Here is a 26893-nt window from a genome sequence, read left to right on the forward strand (position 1 = left end):
ACGCGTCTTGCCTGCGCTGAGGAGAGCATACGCCGAAAACACGCCCGAAGAGCAGGGCAGGCCGCAAGGAATGTGGACGATCTCAAGGGGCGGACGCCATGGACCCCTATAGTTGATGGCTGCAGGCACGCACACGGTAGAGGAGGTTGCTGGTGGTTTACCCGAAGGTCGCCCGTCGCTGGATCCAGGTCATGTTCGGCGCGTACCTGGTGGCGTTGGCCTTGGTGGTCTTCCTGCCGGCGCGTGAAGCCAGCACCGTCACTGGGTTCGTGGGGGTCATTGCCGGGTGGCTTTCGCTGCTTGGCCTGCCGCTCGGCGCCGCCGCAGTGGGCGTGGAGTTCGCTGCCAACATTGTCCTGTTCATCCCGTTCGGGGCGTTTCTCCGCCTCCTCAGGCCCGCGCTGTGGAACTGGTGGGCGACGGGGCTGCTCGCCGTAGGATCGTCGGCGTTGATCGAAACGGTGCAGATGGTGGTTCCGGGGCGCGTCACAGCGTTGTCGGATGTTGTGGCGAACACCTTGGGAGCCTTGCTGGGCCTCGCGGTGATGAAGAGGCTTGCGACGACTTTTGCTTAGAGGTGCTTCCGGAGGATGTCGGCAACGTCCTTGCAGTGCCCGGCAATGCGTTGGGCAACGTCCCGGTGCACGGCCTCGCTGGCGTTGATGGGGTCCGGGATATCGTCCTCGTCGCGGAGTTCGGCGGTGGACCGGACAGCTGCCGTTCGGCTGACCAGACCGGCCAGGGGAGTGTTCGTCACTGCGCCAGTCACCGATGCCCAGCTGGCGGCGGCCGGAGCTGCCATGCCTTCGCTGGCAGGAACCTTCGCTGCCGCGCGGGCGAACTCGGCCATGGTGAACGCGCGCTGCGCGGCACCCGGATACTTCTGCACCAGTTCGTCGCGCTGCTTGCGGGTCATCGTCAACACCAGGCCGGCCGCCTCGACAACCTCGGCCGAGATCTGCCGGCCGACCGAGCCATCCGGGTTGCCGCCGTACTCCCTGGACAGGGCAGCGGGGAGAGGCTCCATGGGCGCCCCTGCCGCAGCGTGCAGGCCGGCGCTGACCACCTGAAAGGTGCTGAGGCCGTTGCCCTGGAGCTGGGCACGGATCAGTTGCTCGGCCAGCGGTGACCGGCAGATGTTGCCGGTGCAGACGGTCAGAATGGACGACGGCGGCCGGGAACCTTGATGGGTCAGGCTCACAGGGCGTTGGTGCTTTCGCGGCGGCGGCCACGGCGCTGGTCGGTCAGCTGGACCTGCTCTGTCGCAGCCACGGGAGTCGATTCCGTTGCGGGAACGTGGTTGGCTTTGGCCGCTTCCTCGCCGGTGTCCTTGCGGTTGTAGTACGTGTAGTACTGGTAGCCGTAGTCCTCGCCCTTGGAGGATTTGCGGGAAACGCCGTTGATGATCAGACCCAGGGGCCTGCCCTTGACGCGTTCGAGGTTCTGCAGGGCACGTTTCAGTTGGTCGTAGGTGGTTTTGCCTGCGCGGCTGACCACCAAGGCTCCGTCCGTGCGGGCGGTGAGGATGGCGGCGTCGGTGACGGGCAACAGCGGTGGGGCGTCCACCAGGACAATCGCGTGCTTGGCAATGTCTTCGAGCAGCGTCCGCATGACGTTGGAGCCCAGAAGTTCGCTGGGGTTCGGTGGGACTGAGCCGGCACCGAGTACAAAGAGGTCGCCGCTTTCGCCCCAGGGCTGGAGGACGTCGTTGAGGGTGGCCCTGCCGATCAGGACATCTGTGAGGCCCACGTTGGTCAGCAGACCAAACGTCTTGGCCACGGTGGGGCGGCGGAGGTCACCGTCCACCACAACAACGCGCTGCCCGGAGGCGGCGATGGTTTGGGCAAGGTTGGCCACCACAGTGGTCTTTCCTTCACCCGGGAGGGCAGAGGTGACAACGATGATGCGGGGAGGCTCATCCACGTCCATGAACTGGAGGTTGGTCCGCAGTTCACGGATGGCCTCGGCTACGGCGTAGTCCTGGTGGTTCTTGTTCTCAAGATCGTTGCCGCCGCGGGACAACACGAGGCGGTTGACGCCGTCGAAATTGTTGTGGAACGGAATAGTTCCAATGACGGCGACGCCGGTCTCGGCTTCGAGCTGGACTGCCGAACGGACGCGACGGTCGAAGATGTTCCTGAGCAGTGCGTACCCGATGGCCAGGAGCAGGCCGGCAACCACGCCAATCATCAGCGCGAGCCTGGTGTTGGGGGACGTCGGAGTGGTGGGGAGTTGCGCGGCATCGAGCGAGCGGAAACTGACGATGGACGTTTCACTGCTGTTGCTGCCCTTTTCAAGCTCGGCAACCTGCTCCCCGACGGCCCGGACCCAAGCCTCGGCAAGGTCGCGGGCACGCTCGGGGCTGCTGGCCTGTGCGGAGAATTTGAGGGTGGCGGTGTCCTGCGGGTTCTGGGCCGAAATGCGGCTGATCAGTTGCTCGGGAGAGGTCCCTTGGAGCTTGAGGTCCTGGATGACTGTCTCTGCCACGGAGCGTGATTTCGCTACGTCCAGGTAGGACTTTGCGCGGGATTTGGAGTAGCTCTCGCCGGCCATGGCCGTACCGAGATCTTTATTGACGCCTACCGAAATGATGCCGCTGGCATCGGCGCTGAAGACCTTGGTCTGGGTCAAAGTCCAGCCGAATGCGACTATTCCCCCCAACACGGTAATGGCAATCACTGAAATCCAGTGTGCCCGCAGGACCTTCCAATAGTCCGTGAGCTCCATGAAATTGGTCCCCCTGATGCTGTGTGGCGTCGACACGTCGACACAAAAAGAACGCAGTTCTTGCACTGCGTTGTAAGTATCGTAACGTGCTGACCTAAAGGGGATACCCACCTCTCGGTGGGATGGGGGGTTTATGACAAATGCAGGATACTGACTTTCTCCAAATGGGAGCGGTGTACTTCGCGCAGGATCAACATGGTCTTCAGAGGCATGCCGAATGCGTATTTGGTGAGCTGACCATTAGTTCACTTTCGGGGGATTTCAATGCCCCCGATGCCACGGGACACGAGGACACCGTGGACATTTACTTCGTCGCGTCCGGCCATATCCGGGACCCGCACTCAGGGACGCACCTCCCGGGCGGCGAATCGGTTGTTGTTGTCCCTGGCGGCAGGGGCCTGCCGTCGCCATTCATCGGGGAAGCGGACGCGAAACGGATCCGGATCCAGAGAAGCGCGGCGGAGACTTTCGTCCCCCATGCACTGGACAGCGTGACCGTCACTCCCGTCCGCTCCCGGCTCGATGCTGCTGCTGAGGCCTTCATCGGGGCCATCCTGAATCAGCCCGCCCGGCACGGTTCTGCCATCGAGCTGTACGCCACCGAGCAGATCCTTCTTGAACTGACGGGCAGCCTCCTGCTGGATCACTGTGGAGTTTCCTGGGATTCCACGTCCTTGACGTCGGTGCTCCGGGACCAGGCCATGGCGGTCATTGCCCAGCGTTGCGCTGACCGGGAGCTGAACCCGGAAGCCGTGGCCAAGGCTGTGCAGTCGTCACTTCGGAGGGTGCAAGCCGCGTTCGCGGAGGTGGGAAATTCCATTGCCGCGGAGATTCGCCGGCAACGCGGCAGGCTGGCGCGAACGTTGCTCACCGATGCCCGTTACGACATTCTCAGCATCCAACAAATCGCCGAGCAGACTGGATTCGGGACAACGGCTGCCCTGCGCCGGGCGCTGGATGAGCTATACGGCTGCGGGCCGCGGGATCTCAGGGAACGCCGGGGAATCGACGCTTCCCAGTCATGAAGATTCACGTTTGTGGCAGGGGCAGAGGACGTTCCGCGCAGACCTTGAACCGTTGAGCGACAAAACTTCCGGCGAGGGCCAGATCTGCGCTTTGAGGCGAAAATGCGTGGGTAATGTCTATCCCTGATGGGGGAACTCGGCACGTGCTGGATTCCAACCGATGGTTTTCATTCCGAGTTGAGAGAAGAACAATGAGCGACGAAGTCACCGTTTCCAAGCCGCACTCCCGCCGCGCCGTAGTCAAGGGTGCCGCCTGGTCCGTGCCGGTCATTGCCGCCGCTGTTGCAGCCCCGGCTGCCGTCGCGTCCGTGAACACTTTGAGTGTGGCTTTCTCGGCCTCCTCAACCAGCCTCCTTAGCCTCAACCTGCTTGACGGTGGCGGCACGCTCACCGCTCAGGTACTGGTCACCGTTCCAACGACGGTAACCTACACCAACGGCCCTGGCGCAGTCTCCCAAAACGCGACCATCACCGTAACTGTTGGACGTCCGGCTGGCATCAACCTTCCCGTGGGGCGTGCGCGCGGCTTCGGCGTCTACTCCTACAACGGCGTGGTCACTAGCTCCGCTGAGCGCACGGCCGTGTACCAGTCAGCCCCGATCGTCGGGCAGTTCGGCTTCCCGATCACCACCTGGACCAGCACGCAGGCAGTATCTATTGCAAGTGACGGCAGCTTGTCCCTGCCCATCGTGTTCGGTCTTGCAGGCACCAGCACCGGTGTGACTATCAGCGCTTTGTCGACGTTCCCCGTCACGATTTCCGTGGACTTGGGCACGAGGGTTATCACGGGCAGCGGCACCATTTCGGTCCCCGTTGGCGCCGGTATCCTCTAGGGCTCTTCGCTGTAGATTTCATGCGAAAACGCGTGAGCCATTCGGCTTACGCGTTTTCGCATGTCTGGATTCTCTGAAATAGGATCTTTCCGGGCCTGGTTCACACAGAACTTCAGAGGGCTCACGAATTTGGGGTGGGGGACATGCAGACCGATGACATTTTGGTGAATGCCTTGGGTGGCCTGGTCAGGATCCGTTTTGATTATTCCGGACATGGCTATGACGAAGACCTTGCCATGGAACTGCACAGGCCTTGGCAGGATGCAACCAACCACGATCCCGCAATTCGCGCTGCCGAAGATGAGATAGCAGAACTTGTCTGGCCATTTCCCGACAAAGGCGGAATTGCCGGCTCAGTGGCAGAATTGTCGACCCATGCAACATTGGCCGCAATTGAAGCCAAACGGGGCAACCTTCTTATGCTGCATGCAGCCGGAATCGCGGATGAGTCCGGACAGGTCCTGGCCTTCATCGGCCCATCCGGCAGGGGCAAAACCACCTTGGCCCGCGAGCTCGGCGCGGTGTACGGCTATGTCACCGATGAGACTGTAGGAATAGACCTCGACGGCACAGTCCATCCGTACCGCAAGCCCTTGTCTGTGATCCAGCCCGGTGAAATCTACAAGGCGCAGTTGGCACCCTCTGCCCTGGAGCTCAAGGAGCTCCCGGCCACGTCGCTACGACTGGCAGGGTTGGTGCTCGTTTCGCGCGTTCACGTGGTACTGGCCGAAGCGGAGCTAACAGATGTGGGGCTTTGCGAGGCGCTTGCAGCACTGGTCCCGGAAGTCAGCTATCTGGCTGACTTGGACAAACCACTTCAAACCATCGCCCAACATGTCGATCGGTGCGGAGCGATCCAGCGCCTGACCTACACCGATGCTGCACAGGTCCTGCCTGTCATATCGAATCTCTTGCGACGTTCGGAGCCAGAGGCCTGGGCTGCGGTGCTTCCCGCTGAATCTTCCGGCGTCCTGAATCCTTTTGCTCCAGAATCCTTCGTGCCGGCGCCCGTATTGGATGCCGTGGAAGCTGGTGGCCAGACAGCCATCTTGGACGTAGACCGTGTGGTCCATGTCCTTGACGGCGTTGGGCCTTTGGTCTGGAAGCTGCTGGGAGAGGGGCTGGATTTTGACTCCCTCGCAACTGAGGTAGACCGCCAGTTCGGTTCGCCCCCGGGGCTGTCCCTCAATGAAGCAGTTGTGGGAGTCCTCCAAGCCTTGGTTGACGCCGGCTTGGTAATCCGTGATCCGGTACCGGGCTCTTGAGCCCCGAATCAGTGAAGGGTATTTCCCGACGTAGGCGGATCCTCCGCTCACCATGGACCCACGTGCTGTTCTCGTTGATTGCGGTAGCCCTGGTTCAGGGTTTCCTGGTGAAGATTTACCACGTGCCATCTGCCTCCATGGAGCAAACACTGGATGTTGGTGACCGTGTGCTGGTGAACCGGACTGCGTATTTTTCCGCCGAACCGCAGCGCGGGGACGTTGTGGTCTTCCGTAAACCGTCCGGCTGGGGAAATGCTCCGGAGCACGGAGCGCTGCGAATGGCTATTGGTTGGTTTGGCGATCTCACGGGAATCGGACCGGGCAACACCGAGTTCCTGGTCAAACGTGTCATTGGCTTGCCGGGTGACACTGTGGAATGCTGCTCGGAAGCAGGGCAGATCAAGGTCAACGGCGAGGCGCTCAACGAACCCTATGTGGTCAAGGACTTGGCTTTCGAAGCCACTGCCTTTGACTGCTCAACGCAGGTATCCTCGCCGCGATGCTTTACCGCCATCCGGCTGGAACAAGGCCAGTATCTGCTCCTCGGCGATCACCGCTCCAACTCGGAGGACTCAGTTTCCGCCTGCCGGAACGCGGAAGCAGCCTCCGCATGCGTCAGAACGGCGGATCGTTCAGATCTGGTGGGGACGGTGGACGGATTCCTTTATCCGTTCAGCAAATGGGGCAACAACCAACACTTGAAGACCACCCTTGGGGGCAAGCAATGACAACTGGCCTGGAGACTACGCGGGAGAACAGGAAACGGGAAAACAGCTTGGGCAACTTCAACAGACTGCTGGCCGGGCATGCCGCGCCCACGCTCGTCACTGCCCAACGACGGTTGCTGGGGTTGGAAAAGCCGGCAAAGACCGTTTCAGGACGGACCGCGGTTCTTTCGCCCGCAAGTTATGGCTCCTTTGGGGACGAAGGCATGATTCAAGGGAGCCGCGACAGTATTCTGGCTGCCTCCGGGACTCCGCATTTGCTGACTCCCGGTTCGAACGAACCGTGGGCGGACATGGGCGTCGCGGGAATGGAGTCCTTTGACGGCGTCATCGGGTTTGGGCGGATGCATGTGGATGCTCGAAAACTGAAGAGACTCACTGATGCCCAGCGGATTGTGGTCCTGGGGGCGGACTCGATCGATGGGGCCTACGGGATCCGCTCCATTACCCAGAGGGTTAGTTTGCTCAACGTCGCTGCGGCCCAGGGTCGGCACGCCGAACTCGCCAACTTCAGTTTTCGTCGCAACGCCAGCGATGATGCCCTGGCAGCCCTTCGTCGTCTGGACCCACGGGTTCGATTGACCGCCCGGGATACGAACTCGCAGGCGAGGGTCGTCGAGGCGCTCCAACGGAAAGTCAATGTTTTCCCGGATGTGGCCGCCTACATGAAGCCTGCCTCGACGCCGGCCGTTGAGCAGTTGCGTGCGTGGGTAACGGCCCAGGACGGGCTCACCGCCATTGTTGTCCCCAATGCACACCTTGCCGCGTTCAATGGAGCGGGTATCCAAGAGGTCACTTCACGTTTCAAGACCTACACCTTTGCGTTGTTGGAGGCAGGCTTCTCCGTGGTGGTCCTGGCCCACGACGTCCGGCAGGATCCCGGTGACGTTGCCTTGTCCGAAACCATGGTTCGCGGCCGGTCCGGGGAGAGATTGATTTCGGCCGTCCCGAGAAATGCCCAAGAGGCCAAAGGGATGCTGGCCCTGGCCGCCGTCGTGGTGACAGCCAGGATGCACGCCGGTGTGGCCGCCCTGAGCCAGGGCGTGCCGTGTGTCGGCCTTGACTACGTCGACAAATTTTCGGGCCAGTTCCAGTGGTACGACGCCGACCGTTACGTGCTCTCGTGGGAAAGTCACCCTTCGGCGCAGCGCGTAGTAGAGCTTGCCCGACAAGCCGCCGGAGATTCAGGTAATACAGCGCGGAGCACCCCTGCGTTCGTGAACCGTCCACCATCATGGTTGCTGTAGCCACCATCAAGCGCGGGCACCATGTCATGAATGCACTGGGCTCCGTGCTTGTGCCTCTGAGCTCCTTGCTGGTAGCCCCGCTTCTTACCCGGTCTTTGGGTCCTTCTGGGCAAGGCGATTTCGCAACCAGTCAGTCAATCATCGTGGTGGCCGCATCGATTCTGGGGCTTGGAGCTTCTGATTCGCTTGCTGTTTACGGCAATTACTGGCTCCGGAAGTTCCGGCTGGGCGTTTGGGCGGCGGTGATCCTTGGGGCGTTCGTCATGGCCTTCTGTGCGGCGCTGGCCTTTACCCAAGCCGGCTTCCTCCGCGCTGATTTGTTGTTGGTCCTCGGAAGCGGTGCCGTAATTTTCGCCGCCGCGTTGCTCCAACGCGGTATGGCCCTGAACCGGAACATGATCCTGGCTATTTCAGTTGAAAAGTGGGTCACCGCCTTGTCCCGCCTGATGTTGACGGCAGGACTCTTTCTCACTGGTCATCTCACCCTGCAGAACGCCGTGGTGACACTGGTTCTCCCGCAGTTGCTCGGGCTCCTTTATCTCTTCTTCGCCGCCGCTGGAAAGCGCGGGACAGGGCCCTCAGAGCCGGCAAGGACCATGCGCCGGGCCACCATCCGGCCTATGAAGACCCTCAACTGGGCGGTCGTAGGTGGGCTTGGCGGGGTGCTGCTGGTCAACCTTGACCCGATGGTCCTTCGGCCCCTCATCGGCGCCGAGCAACTTGGCTACTATGCGATTGCGTTGCTGGTGGCGGAGCTTTTTACTGTCGCGGCCAAGCCGTTCCGGGATGCAGCGATGGCCGGCAGCAACGGTCTGCGAAAGCCCGCCGAATTCGCCGCGATCATCAAGTGGTGCTCGTTGGTTATGACTGCCGGGGTCCTTGTTTGCGTTGGAACGCTGTGGTTCATCATCCCGTGGGTTTTCGGAGAAGAGTTCCAGGGTGCCGTTGTACCTGCCGTTATCCTTGCTCTCGGAGGGTGGGCCAAGGGCCTGGGGTTCCTGGTTAATGGCATTTTGGTAAAGACCGGCCATGCCCGGATCAGGGCTTTTGCCACACTGACTGCGGTTTGTTTCAGCGTCGTGGGAATGGTGCTGTCGTCTCCATGGGGAGCCGTAGGGGCCGCCATCGCTGGAACCGTCGCATACGCCGTCATGCTTGTGCCGGGGCTTGCGTACCTCAGTGCACCACGGACGAGAAAGGAAAGGGTCTAAGAATGGAACCGGGCTCAGACGTCGTTGACGAAGTTTCTGTGACGCTGCCAGTGGCGGTGGCTACCCCTCTTGCCTATGCCCTGGTTGATCGGATTGCCACCGAGCACGGTGTGCGGGTCTTGGCCATCAAAGGCCCACTTCTGGAAAGACTCGGGCTGCGCGCCCATAAGATCTCCACAGACGCCGACATCCTGGTGGAACCATCAAGGATGACTGAATTCTGCGGGATCCTGTCCCGGTATGGGTGGAACGACCGCGATGTGAGGTTTTCTCCCAGCATTCTGGAGCCGCATTCCAGGACACTGATCCATGAAAAGTGGCCCAGCGACATCGACGTCCACAGCTATTTTCCTGGATTCTTTGGACCTGCGGACGAAGTCTTCGATTTCCTGTGGGAGTCGCGGATCCAGGTGGAGTTGGCCAATGTCCAGGTTTCCACGGCCAGCCGCGAAGCGAACGCCGTCATCGCACTCCTGCACCTTCTCCGGAATTCCCCCACGGCAGAAGAACATCAGCAATACGGTGAGTTGATGTCTGCCTTGCGGGCAACGAACGGCAGAGAACAAGCCTTGGCACTGAGCCGGTTGGCCGACGTGGGACGGTTCAGGAGCATCTTGAAACGGGAACTCATGGAACTCGGCATTACCGGGACGTTTGAGGACGTGGCACCCCAGGAGTTGGCCCGTTGGGAAATCAATCGGCAGACCGGCTCGGAAGCCACCACCGGCAGTTGGCTCTATGCCATTTCCGTGGCGGGCGGGAAATCGAAGATCAAGGTCTTCCTCAAAGCCATCTATCCAAGCAATGACGAATTGCGAAAGGACCCCGGCATGGCCGGATCCGACACTTCCAAGCTCATCGCTGCCCGCCTGCGAAGGCTTGCCAGAGGTCTCCGGACATTGCCGTCTGCTGCTTTGAGCATTTTCAGGAACTGGGGCACCAGATGAACGCGTGGTACAGGCCTGCGGACGTGGCTTTTGAGATTCTCGATGACACCGTTTTTGTCCTGGACCTTCGGGACATGAATGCAGGGCTTTCGCCCCAGGCGCTTCAGGGAGCGTCTGGAACCATTTGGCTGGCTCTAGGCACACCTGATGCCCCTATAGCCGAATCTGACATTGTCCGCGGGGTGGCGCAGGTATACGGAATGGAACCCGCGGATATCACGGAACAAGCCGCTGCCTTCCTCTACGAATTGAAGTCAGCTGGGCTGGCCCTGATGCTGTCCGTCAATTCCAAAGAGAGAAGCCAATAACGTAGAATTGCAGGGGAACCGGATAGCGGTTTTCCAATCTTGCCAGCCGGGAATTTTATCCGTTCACGCTGGCTGATTTCATGGGGGAGAAATCTATGACGACCATGCTCCGGCACTGCGGTGCCCGAAAGAACGAGGGCATTGGGGCTGCAGGCAAATGAGTACCACGCTCAAATCCGAGGTTGTCTCAGCAGGGGAGAAGTCTCCGGTCTTTGTGAGTTGGATTGATTTCCATGGACGAAGCGAAGGAATTGCCCGCACCTTGGGGATCAATGAGTGGTCGGAGGGTGGAGGGGCCGGTCCGCTTCCGCTGCGCTACCTGCGGTTGTGGACTTCAACTTGGAAGTATCTGCGGAGCGCAAAGCCCTCCGCAGTCATCGTGATGCAACCTCCGGTCGTCGCCCTGCTCGCGGTACGGGCCGCCGTCGGTAAGAACGTACGCATCTGCGGAGACCTGCACACCGGGACCTTTCACGATCCTAAGTGGAAATGGTCCACTAAACTCGTCGCCAGGCTGCTGGGAGGATCGAACCTCGCCATCGTCACCAATGACTCCCTTGCCGGCAAAGTGCGGAAGCAGGGAGCCGAAGCGCTGGTCCTTCACGACCTTATCGAGACGTACCCGGACGTTGAGAGCCTGGGTGCGTTTGACGATCCTGCGCTAGCGCCTCTTGTTGACGGCAAATACGTTCTTGTCCCAATTACATATTCCTACGATGAGCCCCTCTATGAGCTCGCCGCGGCAACGCACCTGGCACCTGATGTCTCCTGGGTCTTCACCGGACGCCCACCCAGCACGTTTGTTGACGCCTGCAACCCTGACAACACAGTCTTCCCGGGCTTCGTCTCACGGGAGGAGTATCTGAGGCTTCTGGGGCACGCCAATGTCCTGCTTGCCCCAACAACCGAGGAAGAGACCATGCAGCGCGCAGGCTATGAGGCCATGTGCGCGGGCAAAGCCCTGGTGACTTCTGATACCGCCGTGCTGAAGGACTTCTTTGGCGAAGCGGCGTTGACCGTCCCGCCCCAAGCAGACCGCTACGCCAGCGCTGTTCGGAAAGCTGCCCACCTGCAGGCAGAGTTCGAAAAGCGGATTACTGAGCTGAGGACTGACAGGGTGTACGAGCAAAGCAAGGCTCTTGCCCGTCTGTCGGAATGGATTCACGGAGATGACTGAGCAGGAAATGACTGGCACGGTTGCCGGAGGAAAACGCAAACGCGTCTTCGACCTTCCGCTGGATGCCCTGACCATGGCTGAGTCCGTTCAGCTGTGCCACCGGCTCATCGCCGAACGGGGTCATTGGCGGGCGGACCTGAATGCCTCGATCGTCCTAGCTGCGCTGGAGGATGACGAGCTCAGGGAATATGTGGAAACGAGCGCCATCATCAACGCTGACGGACAGTCAATCGTCTGGGCAGGCCGGCTGTTGGGAGCGGAGGCACCGGAGCGTGTTTCCGGAATCGATCTCTTTCTGGAGCTCATAAAGCTCGCCCCGGAACGTGGGGACCGTGTTTATCTGTTGGGTGCCCGGCACGATGTTGCGCAGGCCGTAGCGGAGAATTTCACGGCTCGTGGCGTGAACGTGGTGGGATTCCGTGATGGCTACTGGACCCCTGAAGAAGAATCGGACGTGGTTCGGGAAATAGCGGCAACCAGCCCGGACCTGCTCTTTTTGGCGCTGCCCAGTCCCAGGAAGGAACACTTCGTCCTTCAACACAAGCACCAGCTGAACACAGGGTTGGCCTTTGGCGTCGGCGGATCGTTTGATGTGATCTCGGGGCGGCTCAAGCGTGCGCCGCTATGGATCCAGAAACTCGGCCTTGAATGGTGTTACCGGTTTGCTCAGGAGCCACGCCGTCTCCTGAAGCGGTACCTGCTGGGGAACACCCAATTTGTCTTGCTGGCCCTCAAGGCCCGGCTCCGCAAGCGTTCCTAGTTTACAAGCCCCTTTGGTTAGCCCAGCGGGTCAGCTGTCTCCAGCGGGTCAGCGGCCTGAGACCGGGTCTGCTTCGGCCGCTCGGCTTTTAACTTGGTCTTGGGTCGCTGCAGTTTCAGTGTTCTGCTTGCCGGCGCCGAAGGCCGCGCCAACCAGAAGCCACAGGGGTACGGTGGCGTTCATGGACCCAGCGGTCTCCGCCAACATGGCGATGACCAAGGCGCCAAGCACGAGGTAGAACTCCCAGCGTCGAGGCTGTTTCAGGATGGCAAAGACGGCCACACAGAGGCCAGCGGCGTAGATAGCGACAGTGAGCAAACCTGCTGCAGAGAAGGCAATTCCTGCAAGGCTTTCAGAGGCCTCCTGTAGTTCGCCTGCCCTCCCCGCGAAGTTTCCGACATAGCCGAACCCACGTCCAATGACAGATTCGAAGGCGTGTTCAATACCCACAGTCAGACCATCGACGTGGGAATCCGAGTTACCCAGGTCTGCGATGTTATTACCGGCCATGACAACCGGAGCGCCGAGCAGAGGCAGGGCCAGCAGGGGGTGGATCTTGCGGGCGAGCAGGGGGCCAACGATGGCAATCAACATGAGGAGGATACCGGCGCGGCTAATGGTGGCTACCGTGGCCAGACCAAGGGCTACGACCAGCAGAATCCGCCCTCGGAAGCGGAGTGCGTGGAAGGCCAGTGGAGCAGCAGCGCCGGTGGCGATGCCGGTGGTTGGAGGGTTGAGATAGAGACCCCCAGCGCGGACGGCCAGCTCACCGTTCAAGTCGAATGACATGTAATAACCCGGTAATCCGTTGGGGTAAATTGCGGTCTTGCTGAGGACTGCGAAGGGTGCGGGATCGACCAGTCGGATTCCAAGCACCTCGAGCCCGATATAGGCGGCATTCAGTGTTCCGATAGCCAGGACCAAGAACAGAATCCAGCGCCATTCCCGCCGGGTCATCACCAAACCGCAGACAATGACCAGGACGGGCATGCAAATTTGGCGGAACAGGAAGAAAGCTGAATCTCCGGGGATGATGCTCTCATCCGTCGTTCGCCACAGAGCAACCATGCAGGCGATGATCCAGATAATGGCGAGCAGGGCGGGGACGTTGAACCGGTTAGCGAGCCGGGTCAGGGCCACAAGGAACATCAACGAAATGAACACGTCATCCATGAGGTTGAAACCCCCGAAGGATGAGTATGTGAGCAGAAGGTTCTGCCCCAAGCCCGTGACCAGTGCACCAATTGCCAGAACCCCCACCAGCCAACCTGACTGCGCCGGGGTGAAGGTCAATCCACGGAATTCAGCGGGTCTGCTCTGCCGCTTCTGACGTTCGGACGTCAAATCTGTCCATCCCCTCGTCCCCTTTAAGGACATCAGTAAGCGCCGTCTCGTGCTAGCACAGCCCGGAGTGTCCGGAACAGGATCATCAGGTCCTGCGCCGGTGACCAGTTTTCCACATAGTAGAGATCCAGGCGGATTGATTCCTCCCATGACAGATCACTGCGTCCACTGACTTGCCACAAGCCCGTGATGCCGGGTTTAACCATGAGCCGCCGGTGTTCGTGTTGCTCGTAGGCGGCGACTTCCTTTGGTAGAGGAGGACGCGGTCCGACCAAGCTCATGTCGCCCTTGAGGACGTTGATGAGCTGGGGAAGTTCGTCGATGGAGTATCGCCGGATCCACTTGCCTACCCGCGTTACCCTGGGATCATCCTTCATCTTGAAAAGAACGCCGTTGCCCTCGTTCTTCTGCGAGAGCGCGTGGAGTTGGGCTTCAGCATCTACTCGCATGGAACGGAATTTATACATGCTGAACGATTCGCCGGCTTTGCCAATGCGCTGCTGAAGGAAGAAGACGGGTCCGCAGCCATCGAGCTTGATGAGGAATGCTACGACGGCCATCGGAAGGCACAGCACCGCGAGGATTGCGGCGGATGCGACGATATCAAACCCACGCTTCGCGATGGCCTGCAACCCTTCAAGCTTGGGCGTGGTTACATGGACCAAAGGCAGCCCTGCTACTGGCTGAATGTGGATTCTGGGGCCGGAGACATCGGTGAGAGCGGGCGCCATGATCATTCCTACATCACGGGCTGACAGGGCCCAGCCCAAGTGGCGCAGAAAGGAAGGATCGGCGCCGCTTGAGATGGCCACAGTATCAACCTTCCGATTGCTGATTGCCTCAAGCACGGCTTCAACTGAGGGCGTGGTGCCCAGAACCGGCACGTTCTCACCCGTGTGTCCTGAGTCGGTCACGAACGCTGCGACGGGCTTGTATCCAGAGATGATGTGCTGGTTCAGTCTGTTCCACAAATGATCGACGCTATGTGAGGCTCCGATGAGCAAGACTCTGTGCAGATACAGGCCTTCGCGCCTGCCCTTGTGGAGCACCTGCCGCTGAACCCAACGGCTGGCCAGGAGAAGAGCGATGCCTAAGGGCAACGCCACCGAGACATAGCCGCGGGCCGTTTGCAATTGGAAGACGTAAGAGAACACGGCCAGTGCGCCGAAGAGCCAAAGCGATGAGGCGGTGACTCTCTTGTATTCTTCTGATCCAGTGCCCAGAACCTTCATGTCCTTGGTCCCGCTGTATTCCAGTATTGCTTTCCATGCGATAACGAGAAGAATCGAGACGGTTGCGTACGAGACTTCGGTCTCCGCAATGGAAGCGTCATCAGCACCGAAGCGAAGCATGTGTGCTCCACCGACTGCCAGCGATACACAGATCAAATCCACGACGCGCATCTGCATGCTTTGTGTTCGCAGCCAGCTGGCACTGCCAGAGACTTGGAGTGAATGAGGAGCCGAAACAGAAGTGGCCATGATGGAACTGCCTACTTATGTCGGAAAAGCGAGACGCAGGGGCAATGCGACCCATTGGAAGAGCTCAAAGAAAACAAAAACAAAGCCATAATTCAGCCCCCATAGCTGCCCCCACGCCTTCTCAGGCCTTAGCATCCGGCCAAGACTCGATGATCGGCGTTTGACTTGACACTTCAAGAGCCATCGTAAACGGACTTTAGTAACAGCACAAATTGCGTGAATAAGAAGGCCCCTTGCAATCTATATATATAGATTACAAGGGGCCTTATGTGATTCATTTTGTGCAAAAATTAGCAATTTCTGCGCAAATTCAATTTGCGGGACTCAAGCTACCTCGTTCATCAGGCACTGTGGTAAGCAACGCACCGGCCGGTGTCCCTCCGCCCAGGAAGATTCCCTGCCTACCGCTCCGGTGTAAGTGCCTTTGAATACAGCACCGCACCGTTGGCGTTACGGAGGCTCACAGTAAAGACGCCGTCGGCGGCCAGGTCCACATGCCCGAAGTACTGGTTCTCACCATCGCGGGGTGACTCGCCCGGGAAGCGCCCGGCCTTGGCAAACAGAACTTCCGGCCCAAAGGTCTTGTCCATGTCGCTCGGCCCAAAGGATCCGGCGTTGATCGGCCCGGCCACAAATTCCCAGAAGGGGTCGAAGTCCGTGAAGGAGGCCCGCTCGGGGGCGTAGTGATGCGCCGCGCAGTAGTGCACGTCAGCGGTCAGCCATACCGTGTTCTTGACGCCGTACTTCTTAAACGCTGAAAGCACGCCGGCGATCTCCAGTTCGCGGCCCAGGGGAGCACCGTGATCCCGGTTGGCCAGGCTTTCCTGGTTCACGGCACCGTCGGGGACGATGATGCCCAGTGGCAGGTCTGCGGCGATCACTTTCCAGGTCGCCTTGGATTTCCGGACTTCTTTGATCAGCCAATCCGCTTGCTCCTGGCCCAGGATGTTGGTGGCGTAGGGTTCCTTGCCGTCGGTGTTGGGCGATTTGAAGGTCCGCATGTCCAGGCAGAAAATGTCCAGTTGAGGTCCGCGCGAAATCTTCCGGTAGATGCGCGCCGGCTGGTACTGCCCGGCGTCGACCTTTCCTGGGCGCCAGAGCGCCGCGGCGTCGGCGATCGGCATGTTTTCCTGCCACGCCTGGCGGCCCCGGGCGGCAAGGACGTTGACGTTCCGTTCGGTGTAGCGGGGGTCGTCTAGGATTTCGCCGGGGTACCAGTTGTTGGTGGTCTCGTGGTCGTCCCACTGTGCAATCACGGGGACATCGGCGAACATGGCGCGCATGTTGGCATCCAGGGAGTTGTAGCGGTGGCGGCCCCGGTATTCCTTCAGCGTCTCGGCCACTTTGGTGACTTCCTCGGTGACGATGTTCCGCCACACTTGGCCGTCCTTTTCCGTGACAGTGGCAGCGATGGGGCCATCGGCGTAAATGGTGTCGCCGGAGTGAATGAAGAAGTCCGGCCGGGTGGCATGCATGGCCTTGTAACCGCGCATTCCGCCCAGTTCCTCGTTGATGCCCCAGCCTTGGCCGGCGGTGTCGCCGGTCCAGACGAAGGACTGCGCGGACGACGACGGCCTGCCGCCTCCGCGCGCGTCTTCCGTACCGTCGTCGTGCTTTCCGGGCGCTGTGCTGAACGTGCCACGGACTGCTTCACCTGCTCCGTTCTCGTCCTCGAAGTTCAGCTCCAGCGCGAATCGGGTGCCGGCGGGGAGTCCAGTGGCATGGATTTTGGCGGTGAAGTCGCTGGCTTCGGTGGCGAGGGGCCCACGGATGGTGCGGCTGAAACCGTACCGGCCACGCAGGATTTCGCCGGAGCTGTCTACTGCCTGCAGCAAGGCCGTGAGCCGGCCGGGTCCGGAGGCGCGGGACCAGAGGACGGCGGAGTCGGTGGTGACGTCTCCCGTTGCAATGCCGGTAGGGAGCGTCAGCCGTTTGCGGACCAGCGGCACAGCGGACGGCGCAACGGATGGTGCGGCGGATGCGGGTGCCGCGTTGGTGGCAAGGCCGGTCAGGGCCAGGCCGGCGAGGGACGTTGTGACGAGGGTTCGGCGTGTGAGGTCAGTCATGCAGTCCACTCTTGTCAGCGCCCGTGAACGGGAGATGAGGCTGAGGTAAAGGAACCCGGACCTTGACTGAAAACGTCCGCTCCGCATATTCTGAACGAACGGTCGGTAATTTATTAGGAGCAACCATGGCATCGCAGAATCTGCAGTCAGTGCCCGCTGAGCTGTCCCCGGAAGAGCAGGAGCGGGAGGCAGCCGGACAGGCGTATTTTGATCGCATCATTTCGGAGGACTCGCGCATCGAACCGCGCGACTGGATGCCGGCGGCGTACCGCAAGACTTTGCTGCGCCAGATCTCGCAGCACGCACACTCGGAAATCATCGGCATGCAGCCGGAAGCCAACTGGATCACCAGGGCACCGAGCCTGAAGCGCAAGTCCATCCTCATGGCCAAGGTCCAGGACGAAGCCGGCCACGGCCTGTACCTGTACTCGGCCGCCGAGACCCTGGGCCAGTCCCGGGACCAGATGATGGAAGACCTGATTGCCGGCAAAGCCCGGTACTCATCCATCTTTAACTACCCCACGATTTCCTGGGCAGACATGGGAGCCATCGGATGGCTTGTTGATGGTGCGGCCATCTGCAACCAGGTTCCCCTGTGCCGTGCCTCGTACGGTCCTTACGGTCGCGCAATGGTGCGCATCTGCAAGGAGGAATCATTCCACCAGCGCCAGGGTTTCGAGATCCTGCTGGAGCTCGCCAACGGCACGCCTGCGCAGAAGCAGATGGCCCAGGACGCAGTGAACCGCTGGTACGCGCCGTCGCTGATGATGTTCGGTCCGCCGGATGACGATTCACCCAACTCCAAGCAGTCCATGGCCTGGAACATCAAGCGCTTCAGCAATGACGAGCTGCGCAGCCGGTTCGTCGGCATGATGGTGGAGCAGGTCCGGGTCCTCGGCCTGACCTTGCCTGACAAGGACGTCCGTTTCAACGAAGAAACCAAGAAGTGGGAGCACGGACCCCTGGACTGGAACGAGTTCAAGGAAGTCCTGGCCGGCCGCGGTCCCTGCAACTCGCAGCGCATCGAGCGCCGCCGTGAGGCACACGAGAACGGTGCCTGGGTTCGCGAAGCCGCGGTGGCCTACGCCCGCAAGCAAGCACAGAAGGAACACGCAGCATGAGCCCCCACGGTAACCCGGAAGCACCGGCAAGCGCCGCCAGCGAAATCGCCCGCGAGGCCCCCAAGGTTGCGGCCACCAACGCTGACAGCACGACGCCGGCACCCGCCTCAGGCCCGGCCGTCACCCCGCGCGGCGCCACGGAAGAAACGCCGTGGTCCCTGTGGGAGGTCTTCGTCCGCTCCAGCCGCGGCCTGTCCCACGTGCATGCCGGCTCCTTGCACGCCCCGGATGCGGCCATGGCCCTCCGGAACGCCCGCGATCTCTACACGCGCCGCAACGAAGGCGTCTCCATCTGGGTTGTCCCCGCCGAGGCGATTTCCTCCAGCGATCCCGACTCCAAGGGTTCCTTCTTTGAGTCCCCGCAGGGCAAGGATTACCGCCACGCAACGTATTACACCAAGAGCGAAGGCGTGAAGCACCTGTGACGACCAAAGATACTGACTTCGCCATCGACGGCCACGGGGACATTTCCGTCGGCGTCCACGGAGCCGGCGCGTCCGGCGACGGTTCTGCCAGCGCCACCCGCATCACGCCGGGCAACGCACTGCGCCCGGAGGACATCGCGCTCGAGATCAGCCGGGGGCAGGTCAAGCCCACCGAGGATGTGGCAGAGTTCGCCCTGCGCATCGGCGACGACGGCCTGATCCTCGCCCAACGCCTGGGTCACTGGATTTCCCGTGCCCCTGAGCTCGAGGAAGACATCGCGCTCGGCAACATTGCGCTGGACCAGCTGGGTCACGCACGCTCCTTCCTGACCTACGCCGGCGCCGCGTGGGGCAAGTCCGAGGACGACTTGGCATACTTCCGCCGCGAGCACGAGTTCCGTTCCGCCCACCTTTTTGAACAGCCCAACGGCGACTTCGCGGTCACCATCGCCCGGCAGTTCATTGTGAGCTACTACCAGTACGAGCTCTACACCAAGCTCATGGAGTCCACGGACGCCACCCTTGCAGCCATCTCCGCAAAGGCCGTCAAGGAAGTGGATTACCACCGCGATCACAGCGCGCAGTGGGTGCTTCGACTGGCCGGCGGCACGGATGAGTCCCGCGAACGCATCATCCAGGGCTTCAAGCTCGTGTGGCCTTACGTGGACGAACTCTTCGAGGACGATGACCTGACCACCCGCCTGGCCGAGGCCGGCGTGACCGTTCAGCCCTCCAGCCTCCGTGCTGGGTTCGATCGCCTCACAGGCGACATCATGGCCGAAGCGGAGCTGGAAATTCCCGCCGTCCCGCAGTCCCTGGGCGGCGGTCGCCGTGGCAAGCACTCCGAGTTCCTGGGCTACATCCTCGCTGAAATGCAGGTCTTGGCCCGCGAACACCCGGGCGCGAGCTGGTGACCAGCATGGCCACCCTGTCACGAACTGAAGAACAGCGGGCCTGGGACATCGCATCCACGGTCTGCGATCCGGAGATCCCGGTCCTCACCATCGAGGACCTGGGCATCCTGCGCGGTGTGCGGGTTGTTGAGTCGCCTGAGGCGGCCACCGCGGATGACCAGCACGACGGCGGTACGTCGAGTACCGCCGTCGAGGTCACCATCACGCCCACGTACTCCGGTTGCCCGGCGATGGACGCCATTGGTGACGACTTGCGGACAGCCTTCGAGAAGGAAGGCTACGCGAGCGTGCGCATCAACCTGGTGTTGTCCCCGGCGTGGACCACTGACTGGATGACGGATTCGGGCAAGGCCAAGCTGGAGGAATACGGGATTGCCCCGCCCAGTGGTATGGCTGCCGCGGGTGGCCATTCCGGTCCCGTCCGGTTGAGCCTGGCCGTGAAATGTCCGCAGTGTTCGTCGTTGAACACCAAGGAACTCACCCGCTTTGGTTCCACGTCCTGCAAGGCGCTGTTCGTCTGCCAGGACTGCAAGGAACCGTTCGACTACTTCAAAGTCCTCTAAGGAATTCCATGACCACCGAAACCCAGACAGCCAGCCGCCGTCGTGCGTCTTTTCATCACCTGACCGTCTCGGAAGTCCGGCGCCTGACCGACGATGCCATTGAGGTCTCGTTCGGTGTTCCCGCCGAGCTGGCAGGGCAGTACGACTACCTTCCCGGTCAGTACGTGGCCTTGCGCACCTCGTTGCCGGATGAGAACGGTGAGCCGCACGAGGTCCGGCGCAGCTACTCGATTTGCGCAGAGCCGCGCAGCTTCGAGGACGGCAGCAGCGAGATCCGCGTAGCCATCAAGAAGGACCTGGGCGGCGTCTTCTCCACGTGGGCCAATGCCGAGCTGAAGGCCGGTGACGTCCTGGACGTGATGAGCCCGCAGGGCGCGTTCATTTCGCGGCACGGCAAGGACGGCGCGGCCGTTCAGCACAACGTCATGAACTCCATGAACCACCCGGAGGAGTTGGCGGGGGAGCCGGGCAACTTCGTGGCGATCGCCGCCGGCTCGGGCATCACCCCGGTCATCGCGATTGCGCGCACGCTGTTGGCGGCCAATCCGGAGACCACCTTTGACCTGGTGTACGCCAACAAAGCTGCCATGGACGTCATGTTTCTTGAAGAGCTGGCGGACCTGAAGGACAAGTATCCGTCGCGCCTGGCGCTGCATCACGTGTTGTCCCGCGAGCAGCGGATCGCACCGCTGATGACCGGGCGTATTGATTCCGAGAAGCTGCAGGCGCTGCTCAGCAGTGCCATCCGTGCCGAGGATGTGGACGAGTGGTTCCTGTGCGGGCCGTTCGAGCTGGTTCAGCTGTGCCGCGACACGCTGGCTGCCCGTGGCGTTGAGCCCGAGCACGTCCGTTTCGAGCTGTTCACCACTGGCCGTCCGGACCGCCCCGAGGGCAACGCCGGCCGCCCCGTTGTGGAGGACGAGTCGCAGGATACGTACAAGATCACCTTCACCCTGGATGGTCTGACCGGTGACGTCGCCAGTCCCACCCATGCCCGCGAATCCATCCTCAACGCAGCTTTGCGTGTCCGCCCGGATGTTCCGTTCGCGTGCGCCGGTGGTGTGTGTGGCACCTGTCGGGCCAAGCTGGTCACCGGTACGGTGACCATGGATGAGAACTACGCCCTTGAACAGGACGAGTTGGATAAGGGCTACGTCCTGACCTGCCAGTCCCACCCCACCAGCGAAGAAGTGACCGTCGACTTCGACGTCTAAGGAGTCCCCATGATCGAGCTCTCCATTGCCAACGGCATTGCCGAAATTGTCCTCAATGCCCCAGAAAAGCTGAACTCGCTCAACGAGGACGCGCTGGCCGAACTGGATAAAGCGTACGACGACGCCGCTGCCGCCGCCTCACGTGGTGAGGTGCGGGCACTGCTCCTTCGCGGCGAGGGGCGCGCCTTCTGCGCGGGCCGTGACATTGCTGCTGTTACTCCCGAAACCGATGACGCCCAGGCTTACCTCGGCGGTCTCGTGGAGCCGTTGTTGAAGAAGATGGCCGCTTTCCCGACACCCACGTTCGCTGCCGCTCATGGCGCTTGCCTCGGCGTTGGGCTGGGGCTGTTGTTGGCCAGCGACGTTGTGTACGTGGCGGAAAACGCCAAGTTCGGCTCACCCTTTGCCAAGCTGGGGGCCACGTTGGACTCGGGCGGGCACTGGTACTTCACCGAGCGCCTGGGCATGCACCGCACGCTGGACCTGATTTACACGGCCGATCTCATCTCCGGGGCCGAAGCCGTGGCGCAGGGTATGTTCAGCCGTGCCATGCCGGCCGATGTTTTGCTGGACCAGACGCGGGAGATTGTTGCGCGGGTGGCCGTCGGCGCCACTGAAGCTTTCAATGCGTCGAAGGAACTCGTGGCCCACATCCGCGATCAGCGCCTGGGCCTTTGGGCTTCCATGACCGAGGAAAACGCCGAGCAGGCACGGCTGTGCAAGACCGACGACTATGCGGAGGGCTTCCGGGCGTTCCAGGAGAAGCGGGCGCCGGTTTTCAAGGGGTAGCCGCAGGTTCCTCCAAGGTAGTTGGGCCTAGCATTGGTCACATGATGGCTCCCCAACAAGTGCGCTCAGCGGCCGTGGTGATTAACGCGGCATCACGTCGCGGGGCCGCAGCGAGCCAACTGGCCGTGGACGCAATGAAGAAGTCCGGCGTGCCAGTCCGTTCCGTGCATCCGGTGACGTCGGGCGCGGGATTGTTCGAGGCCCTGCGCCAAGTGATTTCAGAAGGACATGACCTGGTGGTTGTGGGTGGTGGTGACGGCACCGTGACCTCTGCCGCCGGACTCCTTGCCGGGACTGACGTCATACTCGGTGTCCTTCCGTTGGGTACCGCCAATGATCTGGCCCGAACCCTTGAGATACCGAGCGGTCTCTCTGAGGCCTGCGCCGTTATCGCGGACGGAAAGGTGGTGGACATCGACCTTGGGCGGGCCAATGGCGAGCCCTTCCTCAACGTCGCCTCGGTGGGGCTGTCGGTGGGTGTCACGGAGGCTCTTAGTCCCCGCCTGAAACGGCACATTGGGCCCTTGGCCTACGGCATCGCCACCGTGCGGGCCTACGCCCGGCACCGGCCTTTCCGGGCGCGCCTGGAATTCCCGGACGGCGACCACGAGCCGATGAACCTTGACCACGTGCTTCAGGTGGCAGTGGGCAACGGCAAACACTACGGCGGCGGCAACATGGTGGCGCCGATGGCGGGGATCGACGATCACACCCTGGATATCTACGCGATCCTGGCGGCATCGCTTAAAGAGCACGTCAAGATTGCACGGTTACTCAAGGACGGCAGCTTTATTGATCACGATCGGGTTCACCACCTGGCGACCCGAAGAGTCCGTTTGGTCACGGAACCGCCCATGTCCGTGAACCTGGATGGCGAAATCGCTGCGGTAACTCCCACCGAATTCAGTGTTCAGCGCAACGCCGTCCACGTCATGGTGCCGCAGAGCAGCAACAGCGCCTCGCTGGATGGGCGGATGCGGGGCTGACCCTGCTCAGAGTACTGCCGCCGCAGGCATCAGCGGCTTAAACTTTGAGGACACGCATCGAACGCAATTTGCGGGTTAAGCGTGCGTTGAACGGAGATGGCCATGCTCCAGATGATCATGTGCAAACTGAACCTCCACCACCACTGGCATGTGGAGTCAGCAGAGGATGGCAGCGGGCGTTACAGGCGCTGCACCCGGTGCGGCAAATACGATCGTGACTGGGACGGCAGCGGTTTCATGCACTGACTTCGCCGACACCCGGTTGCCGCGTGGCAGAGGGAGGCTCACTTTATAGCAAACACGAAAGCTTCCATCCGGAGACCCTGGCCGGTTGTGCCGATTGTGACGTGCTGTCCAGCGTATGAGGTTGCCTTCTGGATCCAGCCGATGTTCTGGACGTGTGCCGTTGCCCCGAGGTTGTAGCCCGGGGTCCAGAGCTCGACCGCTTCAATCGCCAGGCTCCGCCCCTGGGTCCCGAGTGTGATCTGTCTGTTACTGGTTGAAGTGCACTGGACGGCCTGCCACCCCAGTGTGGCAACGTGCGCTCGACCGCAAAACTGACGGCTGTTCACCTGATACACACGGATCGCTTCAAGCCGTAGCCCTTGCCCTACCGTTCCGCTGTTACTCGTCCACCCGACGTTCTGCACGTGAGTATAGACATGAAAATCGCCCGAGTTGTAGGCCACCGATGCCGGCGCAGAACCCATCACTGAACCAACGCTCAATGTCAGCACCGCCAGTAAGGTACTAAGTCGGCGTCGGCCGCGTCGTACAGTTTCCAGGTTGTCGCGAACTCGCATGCTTGATCCTTCGGTTAGGGGGCAAAAACAGCCAAGCGGGGTGTACCCGTCACTTCTATGAGTGACATCCAATTGCAAAACGTGACGCGCGTGGCAAAACCAGATGTGAGGCAAAACTATATCCTTGAGTGATGAGTGACATAGCGCGTTCCACCATCGCTTTCGAGGGGCACTTCGCCCGGGAATTTCCGGAGCTCGCTGTTCGCTGGCGGGCGGAGGAGGCTCCCGAACCGCAGCTTCTGGCACTCAACGAGCCACTCGCCGTCGAGCTGGGTTTTGATCCTGCGTTCCTCCGCAGCCCAGAGGGTATTGGGCTGTTGATTGGTAATGCGGTCCCGGAAGAGGCAACTCCGGTGGCACAGGCCTATTCCGGCCACCAGTTCGGCTGGTACTCACCGCGTCTTGGCGATGGGCGGGCGCTGCTGCTCGGCGAGGTTGCGGGAGCTGACGGGAAACTCCGCGACATCCACCTGAAGGGTTCGGGGCGCACGCCTTTCGCACGGAATGGGGACGGCCGGGCGGCTGTTGGTCCGATGCTGCGGGAGTACATCCTCAGTGAGGCGATGCATGCCTTGCACATTCCCACTACCAGGAGCCTTGCCGTCGTCGGGACAGGACGTCAGGTTCCGCGTGAGTCGCTCCTTCCGGGAGCGGTTCTGACGCGGGTTGCCAGCAGCCACTTGCGGGTAGGCAGTTTCCAATACGCCAGGGCCACAGATGACCTGGATGTGCTTCGCCGGCTTGCTGACCATGCGATCGAACGCCACCACCCGTCGTCGGCCGGTGAGAACAACCGCTACCTGGGGCTCCTCAAGGGCGTCATTTCAGTCCAGGCAACCCTTGTGGCGCAGTGGATGCTGGTGGGGTTTGTGCATGGGGTCATGAACACGGACAACATGACAGTGTCCGGCGAAACCATCGATTATGGTCCGTGCGCCTTCATGGAAGGCTTCGATCCAGGAGCCGTGTACAGCTCCATTGATGAGATGGGACGCTATGCCTACCGTAGCCAGCCAGTGGTGGCGGAGTGGAACCTGGCCCGTTTCGCCGAGTCGATCGCGCCGCTCATCCACGAGGATGAGGAGCAAGCGGTGGCCCTTGCCGTTGAGGCGCTCAATGGATTCCGCCAGCAGTACAGCGCTGCCTGGTTCAACGGCATGAAAGCCAAGCTTGGGTTGCCGGAGGACATTGACGACGACGTTGCCTCACCTTTGGTGGACGACCTGCTGGAGCTGGTCCAAGAGGCACGCGCGGACTACACCTCGTTCTTCCGCAGCCTCGGCAAGGCGGCCCGCGGGCAGGTTGAACCCGCCCGCGGGGCCGTTCTTGACCTGGCAGCGTTTGATGCCTGGCTGGCGCGTTGGGGTGCACTCACGCCGGACGCCGATGCCATGGACTGGGTCAACCCGATCTATATTCCACGGAACCACTTGGTGGAGGAGGCGCTTGCTGCCGCAACCGGGGGAGACATGGGACCGGCAGGGCGGCTGCTCACAGCCGTATCCGACCCTTGGAACGAACGTCCCGGACTGGAAGAGTACGCCACTCCGGCGCCGGAGAGCTTCGGACCTTACCGAACCTTCTGCGGCACGTAAGGGCTAGCTCCAGGCGGCTCGAACCACCATGTCTGCACCCGCCGCCAGATGCTGGCCGGTATGTCCTGCATCCAGGACGCAGACGTCCTCTGCTTCAGGGGCGCCTGTCGATACAAGGCATTCTGTTGCCCTGAAGCTCAGGAGATCTACTGGAAGGGTGTCGCCGATTTGAAGATCGCTCATGGTGTCCTTTTGTTCGCCGGGTGTCACCATACGTGAGGCTGGCCCGGTGTGGTGGTGGAGATAAGTTTCTCCTGGAGACGCCGGACTTCATCAGCGGATAACTCCATACTGCCCTGATGGATGGCTTCCGTCTACGTGGGACTGCCTAACTTCAGCTGAAGTTGGAGTGGCGAACGATTGCCAACAGCTCTTCGCGCAGATTTCCCGAGTCCGACATGATGGCGGAAAGAACACTGCTCTCCAAATGGTGGGACTGTTCAAGCAGCGCCAACCCCGAATCGGTAATCGATATCAGTTGGCCGCGGCGGTCGAAGCGATTGGGTTGTCGGTGGATGTAGCCCCGGGCTTCCAGCCTGGTCAGCAGCGGTCCCATGGTTTGCGCTTGAACGCGGACGCTCTGGGCAAGTTTTCCTGGCGCTATGGGTCCCGCCGTCGCCACAGTTTCCAGCGTCAATACTGCCGGGTACGTCAACCCCAGAGGGCGCAGCTTGTCGTTCCAAGCGAGTTCCACCAGCCGTGCTGCCGTGGACAGCAGCCGGCTGGTTGGCCATCGGTCCATGTCAGGCATTCAGGCCCCCCAAGGCTCTCCAGAATAGTCAGCTTCCTTACTAGATTACATCAGGCCGGGGCAAAAGCTGGCTGCGTTTAATTGGGGGATACGCGCGGTGGGACTCACCGTTGGGTTCAGGAGAGGTCGAAGGCAGAACGTCCCACGGCCCGCTCGGCTCCGTGCACCTGCAGGGCGTGCCGCATGGCTTGGCGGTTGTCTTCGGCAAGTTCAGGGTGGCCGGCCACCCGGTAGAGGTCCGCTGCCCACTGAAACTCATCGGCAGCGGCACGGAAACGGGCTTCGTCGAAAAGACGTCGGCCGATGTGGTGACGAACGTAGGCCTCTTCTTCCGGAGACCGGACCGTTCGCAGAGCCTTTTCGTGGAGTACGGCTGCGTCGTGCCAGCGGTATTGTCGTTGGTTGACCTGCGCAAGTATCAGCAACAGCTCGCGGCGGTCGGGCGTGTGGGGCAGCAGCTTGAAACCCTCGTCGAGGGCTTCAGTGTCCCGGCCCAGCAGCGCCAAGTACCGGACGCGCTCCACCGGCGGACACTCACCAGCCAACGCCGCTTCCACCGATTCGCGGTTGATCGCCACGTCGCGGAACGTCGTAGGGTCAGTACGCCAAAGACTCG

General features: G+C 61.3%; 28 protein-coding genes. 19 read left to right on the forward strand and 9 right to left on the reverse strand.

What is annotated here, in order from left to right; translation table 11 throughout:
- Positions 1 to 152: 152 nt before the first annotated feature.
- Positions 153 to 575 carry a VanZ family protein gene (locus ACIQLI_RS03315; RefSeq protein ID WP_400384948.1) on the forward strand — a complete coding sequence of 141 codons (423 nt, stop codon included), beginning with the start codon at positions 153 to 155 and terminating at the stop codon, positions 573 to 575.
- Here ACIQLI_RS03315 and ACIQLI_RS03320 read toward each other — a convergent pair.
- The gene (locus ACIQLI_RS03320; protein ID WP_400384951.1) at positions 572 to 1201 is read right to left on the reverse strand and encodes a low molecular weight phosphatase family protein; all 630 of its coding nucleotides are present in this window, start codon (positions 1199 to 1201) and stop codon (positions 572 to 574) included. The two genes, ACIQLI_RS03315 and ACIQLI_RS03320, sit on opposite strands and share 4 nt — an antisense overlap.
- Positions 1198 to 2727 carry a polysaccharide biosynthesis tyrosine autokinase gene (locus ACIQLI_RS03325; protein ID WP_400384954.1) on the reverse strand — a complete coding sequence of 510 codons (1530 nt, stop codon included), beginning with the start codon at positions 2725 to 2727 and terminating at the stop codon, positions 1198 to 1200. The genes ACIQLI_RS03320 and ACIQLI_RS03325 overlap by 4 nt, the downstream gene beginning before the upstream one ends.
- Before the next feature lie 140 nt (positions 2728 to 2867).
- Here ACIQLI_RS03325 and ACIQLI_RS03330 point away from each other — a divergent pair, with 140 nt between their 5' ends.
- The 10 genes from ACIQLI_RS03330 (at position 2868) to ACIQLI_RS03375 (ending at position 12225) form a co-directional block, all read left to right on the forward strand.
- Positions 2868 to 3752 (forward strand): helix-turn-helix domain-containing protein, encoded by an 885-nt coding sequence (locus ACIQLI_RS03330; protein WP_400384957.1) that lies wholly within the window; start codon positions 2868 to 2870, stop codon positions 3750 to 3752.
- Positions 3753 to 3943: 191 nt separating this feature from the next.
- Complete coding sequence (locus tag ACIQLI_RS03335) at positions 3944 to 4585, forward strand: hypothetical protein (protein ID WP_400384960.1); 642 nt, start codon at positions 3944 to 3946, stop codon at positions 4583 to 4585.
- 143 nt (positions 4586 to 4728) lie between these two features.
- Complete coding sequence (locus ACIQLI_RS03340; protein WP_400384963.1) at positions 4729 to 5850, forward strand: hypothetical protein; 1122 nt, start codon at positions 4729 to 4731, stop codon at positions 5848 to 5850.
- A gap of 62 nt (positions 5851 to 5912) precedes the next feature.
- Entirely contained in the window at positions 5913 to 6578 is a 666-nt protein-coding gene (lepB, locus tag ACIQLI_RS03345) for a signal peptidase I (RefSeq protein ID WP_400384966.1), read from the forward strand.
- Positions 6575 to 7822, forward strand: a complete 1248-nt coding sequence (locus ACIQLI_RS03350; protein WP_400384969.1) for a polysaccharide pyruvyl transferase family protein — start codon at positions 6575 to 6577, stop codon at positions 7820 to 7822. The genes lepB and ACIQLI_RS03350 overlap by 4 nt, the downstream gene beginning before the upstream one ends.
- A complete protein-coding gene (locus ACIQLI_RS03355; RefSeq protein ID WP_400384972.1) occupies positions 7810 to 9033 on the forward strand; it encodes a lipopolysaccharide biosynthesis protein in 1224 nt (407 codons plus the stop codon). The genes ACIQLI_RS03350 and ACIQLI_RS03355 overlap by 13 nt, the downstream gene beginning before the upstream one ends.
- Before the next feature lie 2 nt (positions 9034 to 9035).
- The gene (locus ACIQLI_RS03360; protein ID WP_400384975.1) at positions 9036 to 9980 is read left to right on the forward strand and encodes a nucleotidyltransferase family protein; all 945 of its coding nucleotides are present in this window, start codon (positions 9036 to 9038) and stop codon (positions 9978 to 9980) included.
- 23 nt (positions 9981 to 10003) lie between these two features.
- A complete protein-coding gene (locus ACIQLI_RS03365; protein ID WP_400384978.1) occupies positions 10004 to 10288 on the forward strand; it encodes a PqqD family peptide modification chaperone in 285 nt (94 codons plus the stop codon).
- A gap of 157 nt (positions 10289 to 10445) precedes the next feature.
- Positions 10446 to 11465, forward strand: coding sequence for a glycosyltransferase (locus ACIQLI_RS03370; RefSeq protein ID WP_400384981.1), 1020 nt, complete (start codon positions 10446 to 10448; stop codon positions 11463 to 11465).
- On the forward strand, positions 11458 to 12225 hold the full coding sequence (locus ACIQLI_RS03375) for a WecB/TagA/CpsF family glycosyltransferase (RefSeq protein WP_400384984.1): 768 nt from the start codon (positions 11458 to 11460) through the stop codon (positions 12223 to 12225). The genes ACIQLI_RS03370 and ACIQLI_RS03375 overlap by 8 nt, the downstream gene beginning before the upstream one ends.
- Before the next feature lie 48 nt (positions 12226 to 12273).
- Here ACIQLI_RS03375 and ACIQLI_RS03380 read toward each other — a convergent pair whose 3' ends face one another.
- The 3 genes from ACIQLI_RS03380 to ACIQLI_RS03390 all read right to left on the reverse strand — a co-directional run bounded on the left by ACIQLI_RS03380 (position 12274) and on the right by ACIQLI_RS03390 (position 17116).
- Positions 12274 to 13485 carry a hypothetical protein gene (locus tag ACIQLI_RS03380; RefSeq protein ID WP_400384987.1) on the reverse strand — a complete coding sequence of 404 codons (1212 nt, stop codon included), beginning with the start codon at positions 13483 to 13485 and terminating at the stop codon, positions 12274 to 12276.
- Between the two features lie 116 nt (positions 13486 to 13601).
- On the reverse strand, positions 13602 to 15050 hold the full coding sequence (locus tag ACIQLI_RS03385; RefSeq protein ID WP_400384990.1) for a sugar transferase: 1449 nt from the start codon (positions 15048 to 15050) through the stop codon (positions 13602 to 13604).
- Positions 15051 to 15451: 401 nt separating this feature from the next.
- Entirely contained in the window at positions 15452 to 17116 is a 1665-nt protein-coding gene (locus tag ACIQLI_RS03390; protein WP_400384993.1) for an alkaline phosphatase D family protein, read from the reverse strand.
- Positions 17117 to 17241: 125 nt separating this feature from the next.
- Between ACIQLI_RS03390 and paaA the strand changes: the two genes are divergently transcribed.
- Genes paaA through ACIQLI_RS03425 form a run of 7 tightly spaced genes read left to right on the forward strand, consistent with a single transcriptional unit; the run spans position 17242 to position 23128 of the window.
- Positions 17242 to 18237 (forward strand): 1,2-phenylacetyl-CoA epoxidase subunit PaaA, encoded by a 996-nt coding sequence (paaA, locus tag ACIQLI_RS03395; RefSeq protein ID WP_354229609.1) that lies wholly within the window; start codon positions 17242 to 17244, stop codon positions 18235 to 18237.
- Positions 18234 to 18662: a 1,2-phenylacetyl-CoA epoxidase subunit PaaB gene (gene paaB / locus ACIQLI_RS03400; protein WP_089596003.1), complete on the forward strand. Its 429-nt coding sequence runs from the start codon at positions 18234 to 18236 to the stop codon at positions 18660 to 18662. Before paaA ends, paaB begins: the two co-directional genes overlap by 4 nt.
- The gene (gene paaC, locus ACIQLI_RS03405; RefSeq protein WP_400384999.1) at positions 18659 to 19576 is read left to right on the forward strand and encodes a 1,2-phenylacetyl-CoA epoxidase subunit PaaC; all 918 of its coding nucleotides are present in this window, start codon (positions 18659 to 18661) and stop codon (positions 19574 to 19576) included. Before paaB ends, paaC begins: the two co-directional genes overlap by 4 nt.
- Before the next feature lie 5 nt (positions 19577 to 19581).
- Positions 19582 to 20139, forward strand: a complete 558-nt coding sequence (paaD, locus tag ACIQLI_RS03410) for a 1,2-phenylacetyl-CoA epoxidase subunit PaaD (RefSeq protein WP_400385002.1) — start codon at positions 19582 to 19584, stop codon at positions 20137 to 20139.
- An 8-nt stretch (positions 20140 to 20147) separates the two neighbouring features.
- Positions 20148 to 21353: a 1,2-phenylacetyl-CoA epoxidase subunit PaaE gene (gene paaE, locus ACIQLI_RS03415; RefSeq protein ID WP_354229617.1), complete on the forward strand. Its 1206-nt coding sequence runs from the start codon at positions 20148 to 20150 to the stop codon at positions 21351 to 21353.
- Between the two features lie 9 nt (positions 21354 to 21362).
- Positions 21363 to 22142: an enoyl-CoA hydratase/isomerase family protein gene (locus tag ACIQLI_RS03420; protein WP_400385005.1), complete on the forward strand. Its 780-nt coding sequence runs from the start codon at positions 21363 to 21365 to the stop codon at positions 22140 to 22142.
- 41 nt (positions 22143 to 22183) lie between these two features.
- Positions 22184 to 23128, forward strand: coding sequence for a lipid kinase (locus ACIQLI_RS03425; protein ID WP_400385008.1), 945 nt, complete (start codon positions 22184 to 22186; stop codon positions 23126 to 23128).
- 284 nt (positions 23129 to 23412) lie between these two features.
- Here the strand turns inward: ACIQLI_RS03425 and ACIQLI_RS03430 are convergent, their stop codons facing one another.
- Positions 23413 to 23931 (reverse strand): hypothetical protein, encoded by a 519-nt coding sequence (locus ACIQLI_RS03430; protein ID WP_400385011.1) that lies wholly within the window; start codon positions 23929 to 23931, stop codon positions 23413 to 23415.
- A 131-nt stretch (positions 23932 to 24062) separates the two neighbouring features.
- On the opposite strand from ACIQLI_RS03430, the gene ACIQLI_RS03435 reads away from it, so the two are divergent.
- Complete coding sequence (locus ACIQLI_RS03435) at positions 24063 to 25526, forward strand: YdiU family protein (protein ID WP_400385014.1); 1464 nt, start codon at positions 24063 to 24065, stop codon at positions 25524 to 25526.
- A 3-nt stretch (positions 25527 to 25529) separates the two neighbouring features.
- Here the strand turns inward: ACIQLI_RS03435 and ACIQLI_RS03440 are convergent, their stop codons facing one another.
- The 3 genes from ACIQLI_RS03440 to ACIQLI_RS03450 all read right to left on the reverse strand — a co-directional run bounded on the left by ACIQLI_RS03440 (position 25530) and on the right by ACIQLI_RS03450 (position 26855).
- A complete protein-coding gene (locus ACIQLI_RS03440) occupies positions 25530 to 25709 on the reverse strand; it encodes a hypothetical protein (protein WP_354229627.1) in 180 nt (59 codons plus the stop codon).
- A gap of 151 nt (positions 25710 to 25860) precedes the next feature.
- Positions 25861 to 26268 (reverse strand): MarR family transcriptional regulator, encoded by a 408-nt coding sequence (locus ACIQLI_RS03445; RefSeq protein WP_354229629.1) that lies wholly within the window; start codon positions 26266 to 26268, stop codon positions 25861 to 25863.
- 125 nt (positions 26269 to 26393) lie between these two features.
- On the reverse strand, positions 26394 to 26855 hold the full coding sequence (locus ACIQLI_RS03450; RefSeq protein WP_354229631.1) for a hypothetical protein: 462 nt from the start codon (positions 26853 to 26855) through the stop codon (positions 26394 to 26396).
- Positions 26856 to 26893 lie beyond the last annotated feature (38 nt).

Origin of the sequence: Paenarthrobacter sp. NPDC091669 (assembly GCF_044756725.1) — a bacterium.
Classification (GTDB): domain Bacteria; phylum Actinomycetota; class Actinomycetes; order Actinomycetales; family Micrococcaceae; genus Arthrobacter; species Arthrobacter bambusae_C.